A 10,283-nucleotide genomic window follows, 5' to 3' on the forward strand; every position below is an offset into this window, starting at 1 on the left:
CGTACCTCCTGTGGTTGGTTTGTGTCTCATTCGTTGGCGCAGCGCTGCGCCAACGTAGCGCCCTACACTATCTCTCGCACCTTGTGTACTGCTTCGATCCCTTTCCGGTCTCGCGCTCGCGCTCGCGGGAGATAGCTGCGGGGGATGCGCCCCCGCGCAATGACCGCGGAACGGAATTGCTGCAAGGGATTTCACCCTCTTGCCAGAGCCACTGATGTGGCGCAATACCGTTAGTTGGGAGTGAACGGTTCGGCATCTTCCCATAGCTGCTCGAACGCCCCTTGCAAAAACGCGCCAAAGTTGGGATGGGTCACACATAGGGCCGTGAAGCTCAACGCGCCGGTGACGGGGTCTTGCAGTGACAGCAAAGCCACCCGCCGGTCATAGAGGTTGACTTTAAGCGGCAAGTTCTCGACTACCCGCGCCTGTTGGCCCCACGTTACGAATTGTTGCACCCATCCGTATAGTTCAGGATTGGCCAGCGCCGCGCGTTCATAGATCGCGCGATAACGCACATTGCGCTGCAGCGGTTTGGTCACTTCGGCGAAATTGGCGGCTTGGTCGCCGAGCAACGGCAACTTGAAGCACACGCAGATTTCACGTTCGGCGCTGCCGGCAAGTGCCAAGGCGCGTTCGACCACCAGCCGCCGGTCAAGCAAAACATCGACATAATCGAGCGGGTCGATCTGATCATGGCCGGCGGCAAAGATCGGGGTGAGGGTGGCCAGCAAGCTCTGCATCCCCGCGGCGAGCGCAGCCTGTTCCTGCTCGAATTGGCGCCGGCGTGCTTCCATTAATGCTGGCAGCGCCACTGCTGGATCAACCGCGAAGTAGCGGCGTTGGCCGTCGCTGTGGCGCTCGATCGCCAAGCCGCGGGCGCAAAGCGAGGCCAAGATGTCATAGATGCGCTGGCGTGGTACGCCGGCGCGCACCGCCGCTTGGGCCGGGGTGAAGCCGCGATGTTCGAGCAGGGCAAGGTAGGTGGCGGCTTCGTAGCGGTTGAGCCCTAGCGCCATCAGTTGTTCTGGCGTTCGATCAACCATTGATCTAGGTTTCATTGTCACCACTTCTTAGTGGTGATCATTATACCCGGTTGCGGTTTGGTCTGCAAGCCGTGCTATGCTAAGAGCGTGCGCGGCAGCGTTCTTACATAGCGAATATATGGTGAAATGATACCGGCCATGTGGTATTTCACGCCCTACATCTTGTTACCGCTAGCCGCGGCAGTGCTGGCAATGGTCGCCATCTTGCAGGCTTGGCCGTACCGGCGGTTGCCGGTGGCCAAAGTCTTTCTCGGCATGATGGTCGCCACGATCTGGTGGTCGTTGTGCAATGCGCTCGAATTGACCAACGCCACGGTCGATGGCAAGACCTTTCTGACCAGCATTCAATATGTGAGTGTGGCGGGCGTGCCGGTCTTGTGGTTGCTGTTTGCGCTGTTCTACACCAATCGCGACCATTGGGTCAGCCGGCAGTTGGTACTTGGCTTGGCAGGGTGGCAGGGTGTGATTCTGCTAGGGGCTTGGACAAATCACTGGCACCGGTTGATGTGGCCCTCCGTCGAGTTAGTGTACACCGCGAATGGGTTGTGGGTGTTAACTGGCCCCAATGGGCCGTTGTGGTACATTGGCGTCGCGAGTGCCTACAGCATAGTACTCATTGGCACGATCGTGATGATCGATCAAGCGCGCCGCAGCCGCGCACTCTATCGGGCGCAGGCGCTAAGCTTGCTGATCGGCGCAGTGTTGCCGTGGGTGGCAAGCATCCTCTTTGTGACTGGGCGCAGTCCGATTCCCTCCATCGATACCACGCCAGTGGCCTTCGCGCTGAGTGGGATCGCATTTAGCGTAGCGATGCAACGTTTCCGTGCGCTTGATATGGTGCCGGCAGCGCGCGAGACGATCGTCGACCAGATGCCCGATGCGATCATTGTGGTGGATATGCAGGATCGGTTGATCGATCTGAATCCGGCGGCACAGGCGCTGCTGGTCGTGTCTCCGCTTGCTATTGGCCGCTCGTTGGCGGAGGTGGCGCCGCCGTGGTTGGCCGCACAGGTGCGCGATCGCTACGAAGGCCAGTTTGAAGTGACCCAACCCCGGCCTGATGGTGATCTGACCTATGATATGCGCTGCACGACGTTGCGCGATCGCCGTGGTTTGCCGAGCGGACGGATCATCGTGCTCCGCGATATTACGCTCTTGAAACAGGCAGCATTAGCGTTGCGAGAGGCCAAAGAGGCTGCCGAGGCCGCTAATCAGGCCAAGAGTACTTTTCTCGCCACTATGAGCCATGAGTTGCGCACGCCGTTGACGGCTATCTTGGGCTATAGCGAGTTCATCCGCGAAGATTTGCGCAAACGTGACCAGCCTGATCTGGCTGCCGATCTTGATCGGGTCATTGTGGCCGGGCGCCATCTGTTGGCCTTGATTAACGATGTGTTGGAATTGGCTCGCCTTGAATCGCATGCGATCCAGATCCATCCCGAAGCGATCACGATCGCGGCATTGCTCAATGAGGTGGCGCAGACGATGCAAGGCTTGGCGCACAAGAATCAGAACGCATTAACGGTGACGTGTGAGCCGGATATTCCGCCAGTGATGGCTGATCCGGTTCGGTTGCGCCAGATCTTGATCAATCTGATCGGCAATGCCTGCAAGTTTACCGAGCACGGGCAGGTGACGGTGCATTGTTACCGGCGCGCGCCGGATGTGCTTCAGATCGATATCCACGATACCGGTATCGGCATTCCCGCCGATCAATTGGCCCGCTTATTTGAGCCGTTTATGCAGGTTGATAGCGGCACGACCCGGCGCTATGGCGGCGCTGGGTTGGGGCTGGCGATTAGCCAGCGGTTGTGCCAAGCGATGGGGGGCGAAATTATCGTGGTGAGCGAACCGCAACGCGGTTCGACCTTTAGCGTGTTGCTGCCGTTGCAAGCGCACCCCCACCCTGAATCTTCATCGCTTTAACAGCGTTGTGGTACAATAAACTATCGTAAACTTGTTATACACACGCTCGATCGAGCGTTTTTTACTTCATCCGGTCAGGAGTCACTGTGGAATATCAGCCTGATGTCAGGCGCATTACCGGCGAAGGCGGCGTCATTGCTAGTGTTGCGGCAGAGAGTTTGGCCGCGCAGATCGGTCTGCGTCCCGGCGATACGCTGGTGGCTATTGATGGCCAGCGGCTGCGCGACGTGATCGATTACCGGTTTGCGATTGCTGAAGCGCGTGTCACGCTGCTGGTGCGCGCCGCCGATGGCAGTGAGCGCGAAATCACGCTCGACAAAGACCCCGATGATGATCTGGGGGTCGAATTTACCGAGCCGCTCTTCGACCGGCTGCGCACCTGCAATAATAAATGCCCGTTCTGTTTCCTCACCCAGATGCCGAAGGGCTTTCGCAAGACCCTCTATCTGAAAGATGACGATTACCGGCTGTCGTTCCTCTACGCCAATTTCGTTACCTTTACCAATTTGACTGAAGCCGATTGGGAACGGATCGAGCGCCAGCGTCTCTCGCCGTTGCACATTAGCGTGCATGCCACCGATCCCTTCTGGCGAGCGATTATGCTCGGCAAACGCGATGTTCCTGATGTTCGCGAGCAGATTAAGCGGCTGGGCCGGGCAGGCATTCGCGTCCATACCCAGATTGTCGCCTGCCCGCAGGTGAACGATGGCGAGGTCTTGCGCCAGACGATCGAAGATTTGATCGCGCTGCACCCGACGGTTGAGTCAATCGCAGTGGTGCCGGTCGGTCTGACCAAGTTTCGCTTTGAAGGCAAAGCGCCCAAGACGATCCGGGCCGCGATCCAAGTGCATGAAACGCCAGAGTGGATCGATACCAATTGGGAACGGCAACCCTTGTGGGAAGACCCTTCAGCGCCGATCCCGCTGCGCAACGGTAGCCAGCCGCTGCACGATCCTGAGCTAGGTTTCTGTTCGCGCCTCGGCGCCGTGACCGATGTGCCGTTGCGATGCTATACCGCGCCTGAAGCGGCAGCAGTGCTCGATTTGATCGAACCGTACCGCGCGCGCTGTTACGAGCAGTTTGGCCTCCATCTGGTCTACGCTTCCGACGAGTTTTATCTGCTCGCTGGCCGGCCTGTTCCCCCTGCCGAGACCTACGACGATATGCCGCAGTACAGCAACGGCGTCGGTATGGTGCGTGATTTTCTCGACAATTGGGCGCGCGCGCGTCGCCGTTTGCCGGCGCGGATTGCCCGTCCCACCACGCTGGCCCTCGTTTGCGGGACGCTGGTGGCGCCGATGATGGAACAGGTCGCGGCACGCCTGAATCGGGTTGAAAACCTCTCGGTGCAGGTGGTGCCGGTGGTCAACCAGTTCTTTGGTGAGACGGTGACGGTCAGTGGCTTGCTTACCGCGCAAGACGTGATCCCGGCGTTGCGCGCTTCCGGGTGCGAGCGGGCGTTACTGCCACGGGTGATGTTCGACTATACTGGTGAACGCACGATCGATGACTACACACCGGGGCGAATTAGTGCTGCAGCCGGGATGCCAGTCGCATTAGCCGGTGAAGCAGATGAACTGGTGCGCTACGTGAGGGCCTTGGCCCGGCATGAGTAGGGGGAGGGCGCAATGGCTGGCCAAGAATCGCGCTTGCAGCGGTACCTTGAGGTGATTCAACGCGCCAATCAGATTGCCGATAGTACCCAGCTCGATGATCTGCTCGACCGGTTGCTTGATTTGATAATCGAGATTACCGAGGCCGAAGCCGGTACACTCTACCTGTACGATGCCGCTGCGAATGAACTGATCTTTAAAGTGGTGAAAGGCAGTCCCGCTGGTGAGGCGTTGATTGGTCGCCGGTTTCCGGCCACCGCTGGGATCGCTGGCTATGCCTTGCAGCAGCGCCAGCCGTTCTTCGTCCATGACGTAGCCAACGATCCGCGCTGGAATCGCTCGTTGGGTGAGATGGGCGCGTTGCATCTGCGCACCATGTTCTGCGTCCCGCTGATGTTGCGCGGCGAGCCGGTCGGGGTAGTGCAGGTCTTTAATTTGCCGCTCGAGGCGGTGGATGAACAGGACGAACTGGCCTTGATCGAGTTGCTGACCTCGCGGTTGGTGACTGAAGTCGAGAAGGCGCGGCTGTTGGCTGAGGCGCAGCAACGTGAACGCCGGCAGCAGGCGCTGGTTGAGATTGTCTCGCAATTGACCGCCACCCTCGAACGCGATGAGCTGTTGCGCCGGATTATGAACTACGCCTGCGAATTGCTTGAGGTTGAGGCGGCGTCGATCTGGTTGATCGACCACGAGCGTAACGATCTCGTGCTGCACATCGCCGGCGGTGAACATAGCGAACGGGTAGAGGCATTGCGCGTGCCGCGCGGGCAGGGTATTATCGGCCACGTCATTGAAACCGGCGAGACGGTGGTGGTCAATGATGTGCATCAAGACCGGCGCTTCTATCAGGGTCTTGATCAGCGCAGCGGCTTTCAGACGCGCGCGATCTTGTGCGTGCCGCTGCGCTCGCCGCGGATCGTGCTGGGTGGCGAGCGCGGCGAAGTTGAGGGAATGATTATCGGCGGCGCGCAGGCGCTTAATCCGCGCAATGGCCGGCCCTTCTCATCCGATGATGTGGCGTTGTTCCAGATGCTGGCTTCGCAGGCGGCAACCGTGATCCGGCTGGCCGAACTCTACCGCGAGACCGATAGCCTGTTTACCCGGATTATTGATGCCATTACCGGTGCGATCGACTTGAAAGATCCCTACACCCGCGGCCATAGCCAGCGGGTGAGTGATTTTTCGGTGGCGATTGCCCAAGAATTGGGCTTGCCACGCGATCAGATTTATCAATTGCGGGTGGCGAGCAAGTTGCACGATGTCGGTAAAATTCGGGTGCCTGACCAGATCCTCAAGAAGCCGGGCCGGCTCGAAGAGGAAGAGTTTGCCGAGATGCGCCGGCATCCGACCTACGGCATGGAGTTTCTGCGCGATAACGGCTTGCTCGATCTCGAACTGTTGCGCCATGCGTGGCCGGCGCTGGCCCAGCATCACGAACGGCTTGATGGGCGCGGGTATCCGCTTGGCATCAGTGGCGAGTCGATCTCGCTGTTTGGCCGGATTGTTGCGGTGGCCGATGTGTTTGATGCGTTGACCAGCCATCGCCCGTACCGGCCACCGATGCCGATTGATCAGGTGTTTGCGCTGTTGCGCCGCGGCGCCGGTACCGAGTTTGATCCGGAGTGTGTCGAGGCGTTGATTCGTGCGCGAGCAAAAGGGAACATTCTGACCCAAGATGAGCGAGAACAGGCGGCAACGCCGCCGGTGATGGAGCAAGACCATGCGCGTACTGTTGATCGATAATTACGACTCGTTTACCTACAATTTGTACCAGTATCTGTGCGAGTTGGGCGCTGATGTTGAAGTGGTGCGCAACGACCAGATCACGGTGGCTGAGGTGGCGGCGCGCCATCCCGACCGGATCGTGATCAGTCCCGGCCCTTGCACGCCGGCTGAGGCCGGGATTAGCGTTGATGTGATCCGCGAGCTGGGCAGCCAGATCCCAATTTTGGGGGTGTGTCTCGGTCACCAAGCGATAGGTGCGGCGTATGGCGGTGCGGTCGTGCGCGCGCCGCTGGTGATGCACGGCAAGCTCTCGCCGATCTATCACAATGGCCAAGGAGTGTTTGCCGGCTTGCCGTCACCCTTCCTCGCCACCCGCTACCACTCGCTGATCGTGCGCCGCGAAGATCTGCCGGACGAGCTGGAAGTGACCGCATGGACGGAAGATGGCCTGATTATGGGTTTGCGCCATCGCTCGCAGCCGGTCGAGGGCGTGCAGTTTCACCCTGAGTCGATTATGACCGAGGGCGGTAAGCAGATGTTGGCCAATTTCTTGGCTGGTGTGCCGGTGAGTGCAGGGAGTGGGGAGTAGGGAACAGGTGGGAGATTGGGACGCGGATTGGCGCGATCCGTGCCAATCCGTGTCCGCTCTCTTTTTGTCAGATTACGCCATCGGCGGGTGGGCCGGCGGCGCAATGCGATCGAGCTCCGCGTACCCGGCCAACGCCTCGGCCCGTGATAGGCCGGCAGCGGCGAGCTCGGCATCGCTGCGGGCCAGCAGCCGTTGGTAAAATGCTCGCGCCGTCGCCAGCCAGCGCAGCGGCTCACGCGCCAACAATTCATGCACAAGGTCTTCACTGCGCGCCAAATCACCTTGCCGCTCGCACAGGGTGAGCAGGGCGGCCAGCGTGGGAGCGGGCACGACGTAATCGCGCAGCAACCCTAACAGGTCAATGTAGGTGGGAGCGTATTCCGGCAATGGCTCCGGCGCGGCCAGCGTGCATTCAATCACCACTTGCAACGCCAGCAAGGCGCGTGTGGCGGCGGCGTCTTCCTCCCCATCATCGCTGAGCAGGCGCGCTTCAGCGGTGAGCAACGCGGCCAGATACGCCCCTTCGCTCCACCAGTCGTCACCGTGGCTTTGAAATCGCAACAGCGCCAAGAGTTGCCGGTCGCTCAACGCCGCCACCTGATCGCTACCGACGCCGAGCCGGTCGCGGTAGGCGTTGTCAATGGCGATCCGCGCTAGCGGCGATTTGCCGTCGCGGTAAAGGCCGAGAATGTGGCGGATGATCGCGCCGAATTGGGCAATCATCCGCAAAATGTAATCGTCGCGGTACATAGGTATACCGTACCCGATGGAGGGGCCGGCTGTCAAATCGGCAGTATGTGCTACTGCGGCATCCGCTTCCCGCGTTCGCTTATGGTATGATACCCCGTGCAGAGACTGGCTAGAGGAGGACATTCATGGAGCCACCGTTCATCGGGAAGGTCGCGCTGGTGACTGGCGCGGCAGCCGGGATTGGGCGCGCTTCGGCGTTGGCGTTTGCCCGCGAAGGCGCAAAGGTTGTTGTTGCCGATGTCAATGTGGAAGGCGGCGAAGAGACGGTCGCGCTGTGCCGCGCGCAGAATACCGATGCGATCTTCGTGCGCTGCGACGTGTCGCAGAATAGTGAGGTCGAGCAGTTGATCGCCAAGGCGGTCGATATGTTTGGCCGGATTGATTTCGCCCATAACAATGCCGGCATCGAAGGCGTGCAAGCCATGCTGGTCGATTATCCCGAAGAGGTGTGGGATCGGGTGATCGACATTAACTTGAAGGGCGTTTGGTTGTGTATGAAGCACGAGATCCGGCAGATGCTGCAGCAGGGTGGCGGCGCGATTGTCAACACCTCGTCGGTGGCCGGTTTGTCGGGGTCGCGGGGTGTGTCGGCGTATGTTGCCAGCAAGCACGGCATCGTTGGCGTGACCAAAGCGGCGGCATTAGAGTATGCCCGCAGCGGGATCCGGATCAACGCGATTTGCCCCGGCACAATCCACACTGCGATGATCGATCGCTTTACCCAAGGCGATCCGCAACTACTGGCCCAATTCGCCGAGGGCGAACCGATTGGCCGGCTTGGCTCGCCGGAAGAGGTGGCTAACGCCGTGATTTGGCTCTGCTCGGATAAGGCCTCGTTTGTGACCGGCGCCACCTTAGCCGTCGATGGTGGCCGGTTGGCGTGATGGAGGCTGATTCGCCCTACGCTGCTATCTATGCGGTGGTAAGCCGTATTCCGCCGGGGCGCGTGTGTACGTATGGCCGGGTGGCCGCGTTGGCTGGCCTGCCCGGCCATGCGCGCATGGTTGGCTATGCCCTGCATATGCTTTTGCCGCACAGCGCGGTGCCGTGGTGGCGGGTGATCAACCGGGCCGGTCGCATCAGCAATGTCTACGCCGCCGATGAGCAACGTGCCCGCTTGCAAGCGGAGGGGGTGGAGGTCAACGACGAGTATCGGATCGACCTCACCCGCTTTCTGTGGGATGGTGATGATGACGGGTGAGGGGTAAAGGGTATTACCGCAGCGACGCCGAGGGCGCGGAGGGGATCTGTTTCCCCCCGCGCCCTTGCCAATGATGAATCTTGCCCAACGCTATGACGGTTGCTTCCGCTTCAGACCAGCGCTTCTGGCTCATCCCCCTCTACGCCGCCGGGGTGGTGGTCTTTTCCGATATGTACTTGACCCAACCGATCTTGCCGCAGTTGTCGGCGGAATACGGGATTGCGCCGGCCACCGCCGGTCTCAGCGTGTCGGTGGTGGTGTTGATGATTGCGCTGGGATCGCTGGCGGTTGGCCCGCTCAGCGACCGGTGGGGGCGTTGGCCGGTGATGGTAGGCAGCGCGTTGCTCCTCGCGCTGCCGACGCTGCTCTGCGCGCTCGCGCCATCGTTCGAGCTGTTGTTGGCGGGGCGGGCCTTGCAAGGGTTGTGCATTCCCGGCTTCACTGCGGTGGCGGTGGCCTACCTCGGCGACCGGCTGCCGGCGACTGATTTGGGCCGGGCCGTCGGCGGCTGGATCGCAGCCAATGTCGCCGGCGGGTTGAGCGGGCGGGTCGTAGGTGGCTTGATCAGCGATGGGTTTGGTTGGCGGGCCAGTTTTGTGGTGTTTGCCGGGTTGACGTTGGTGAGCGGTCTTGGCTTGCTCGTGACGCTGCCGCGTGATCGGGCGGTCGCAACGAGTGGCGGCTGGCGGCAAGCCTATCAGGCGATGTTCGCCCATGTGGCCGACCGGCATCTGCGCGCGGCCTACGTGATCGGCGGCGCGCTCTTTTTCGGCTTTCTCGGCACCTTCACCTACTTGCCCTACTACCTCAGCGCGCCGCCGTTTGGCTTGCCGCCGGCGATTATCGCGCTTGCCTACGTGAGCTATCTGGCCGGCGTGATTGTCTCGCCGTGGGCCGGGGCGCTTTCGGCCCGCTATCCCCGTCCCCGGTTGATCATGATCGGATTGTTGATTGCGATGGCCGGGATCGGCTTGACGCTCATCCCCAATGTACCGCTGATTGCGCTCGGCTTGTGGACACTGTGCAGCGGGATGTTTATTGCCCAAGGCATTGCTCCGGCGCTGGTGAACCAGTTGGCGCGGCAGGCCAAAGGCGCGGCCAGTGCGCTCTATCTCGTGGCGTACTACATTGGCGGCACGTTGGGCGGCGTGATCCCCGGCCTTGGCTGGCAGGCAGCCGGCTGGCCGGGGGTGGCGGCGATCTGCCTGAGTGCGTTGGCGCTGGCGTTGGCAGCCACCATACAGTTGGGTAGAGCAACCGCCCGATGAGTCTGGGGGAGCGCGGGCGGCTCGCCCGCGGATGGGGAGCGGCGGACAGAACATAGAACCGTTGATCGTTGTGCAATGCTTCAAAGCCCGGTGTGGCGCTCCCCATCACCCCTCCCCCAGCGGGGGAGGGGCAAGGGGTGGGGCATCAGCCCGCGCAGCGGGCTTCGT

At 61.0% G+C, this 10,283-nt stretch carries 9 protein-coding genes; 7 read left to right on the top strand and 2 right to left on the bottom strand.

Annotation, left to right across the window (positions count from 1 at the left end; genetic code table 11):
- Window positions 1–230: 230 nt before the first annotated feature.
- Entirely contained in the window at window positions 231–1,058 is an 828-nt protein-coding gene (locus tag A6A03_RS08550; protein WP_245668911.1) for a TrmB family transcriptional regulator, read from the bottom strand.
- Between the two features lie 123 nt (window positions 1,059–1,181).
- Between A6A03_RS08550 and A6A03_RS08555 the strand changes: the two genes are divergently transcribed.
- The 4 genes from A6A03_RS08555 to A6A03_RS08570 all read left to right on the top strand — a co-directional run bounded on the left by A6A03_RS08555 (window position 1,182) and on the right by A6A03_RS08570 (window position 6,896).
- A complete protein-coding gene (locus tag A6A03_RS08555) occupies window positions 1,182–2,969 on the top strand; it encodes a sensor histidine kinase (RefSeq protein WP_066786406.1) in 1,788 nt (595 codons plus the stop codon).
- An 86-nt stretch (window positions 2,970–3,055) separates the two neighbouring features.
- Window positions 3,056–4,585: a DUF512 domain-containing protein gene (locus A6A03_RS08560; RefSeq protein WP_066786409.1), complete on the top strand. Its 1,530-nt coding sequence runs from the start codon at window positions 3,056–3,058 to the stop codon at window positions 4,583–4,585.
- Window positions 4,586–4,597: 12 nt separating this feature from the next.
- On the top strand, window positions 4,598–6,325 hold the full coding sequence (locus A6A03_RS08565; RefSeq protein ID WP_066786412.1) for a GAF domain-containing protein: 1,728 nt from the start codon (window positions 4,598–4,600) through the stop codon (window positions 6,323–6,325).
- Window positions 6,303–6,896 (top strand): anthranilate synthase component II, encoded by a 594-nt coding sequence (locus A6A03_RS08570; protein WP_066786417.1) that lies wholly within the window; start codon window positions 6,303–6,305, stop codon window positions 6,894–6,896. The genes A6A03_RS08565 and A6A03_RS08570 overlap by 23 nt, the downstream gene beginning before the upstream one ends.
- 72 nt (window positions 6,897–6,968) lie before the next feature.
- On the opposite strand, the gene A6A03_RS08575 is transcribed toward A6A03_RS08570, so the two are convergent.
- Window positions 6,969–7,646 carry a DUF6483 family protein gene (locus tag A6A03_RS08575; RefSeq protein ID WP_066786420.1) on the bottom strand — a complete coding sequence of 226 codons (678 nt, stop codon included), beginning with the start codon at window positions 7,644–7,646 and terminating at the stop codon, window positions 6,969–6,971.
- A 125-nt stretch (window positions 7,647–7,771) separates the two neighbouring features.
- On the opposite strand from A6A03_RS08575, the gene A6A03_RS08580 reads away from it, so the two are divergent.
- The 3 genes from A6A03_RS08580 (at window position 7,772) to A6A03_RS08590 (ending at window position 10,115) form a co-directional block, all read left to right on the top strand.
- A complete protein-coding gene (locus tag A6A03_RS08580) occupies window positions 7,772–8,530 on the top strand; it encodes an SDR family oxidoreductase (RefSeq protein ID WP_066786423.1) in 759 nt (252 codons plus the stop codon).
- Complete coding sequence (locus A6A03_RS08585) at window positions 8,530–8,847, top strand: MGMT family protein (RefSeq protein ID WP_066786424.1); 318 nt, start codon at window positions 8,530–8,532, stop codon at window positions 8,845–8,847. Before A6A03_RS08580 ends, A6A03_RS08585 begins: the two co-directional genes overlap by 1 nt.
- Before the next feature lie 92 nt (window positions 8,848–8,939).
- The gene (locus tag A6A03_RS08590) at window positions 8,940–10,115 is read left to right on the top strand and encodes an MFS transporter (protein ID WP_066786427.1); all 1,176 of its coding nucleotides are present in this window, start codon (window positions 8,940–8,942) and stop codon (window positions 10,113–10,115) included.
- Window positions 10,116–10,283: the final 168 nt, after the last annotated feature.

It is taken from the genome of Chloroflexus islandicus, assembly GCF_001650695.1.
In the GTDB taxonomy this organism is placed as follows: domain Bacteria; phylum Chloroflexota; class Chloroflexia; order Chloroflexales; family Chloroflexaceae; genus Chloroflexus; species Chloroflexus islandicus.

Coding starts and splice junctions, on each gene's coding strand:
- A6A03_RS08570 (WP_066786417.1), top strand. CDS start 6,303: ATGCGCGTACTGTTGATCGATAATTACGACTCGTTTACCTACAATTTG.
- A6A03_RS08590 (WP_066786427.1), top strand. CDS start 8,940: ATGACGGTTGCTTCCGCTTCAGACCAGCGCTTCTGGCTCATCCCCCTC.
- A6A03_RS08575 (WP_066786420.1), bottom strand. CDS start 7,646: ATGTACCGCGACGATTACATTTTGCGGATGATTGCCCAATTCGGCGCG.
- A6A03_RS08585 (WP_066786424.1), top strand. CDS start 8,530: ATGGAGGCTGATTCGCCCTACGCTGCTATCTATGCGGTGGTAAGCCGT.
- A6A03_RS08550 (WP_245668911.1), bottom strand. CDS start 1,058: ATGAAACCTAGATCAATGGTTGATCGAACGCCAGAACAACTGATGGCG.
- A6A03_RS08565 (WP_066786412.1), top strand. CDS start 4,598: ATGGCTGGCCAAGAATCGCGCTTGCAGCGGTACCTTGAGGTGATTCAA.
- A6A03_RS08555 (WP_066786406.1), top strand. CDS start 1,182: ATGTGGTATTTCACGCCCTACATCTTGTTACCGCTAGCCGCGGCAGTG.
- A6A03_RS08580 (WP_066786423.1), top strand. CDS start 7,772: ATGGAGCCACCGTTCATCGGGAAGGTCGCGCTGGTGACTGGCGCGGCA.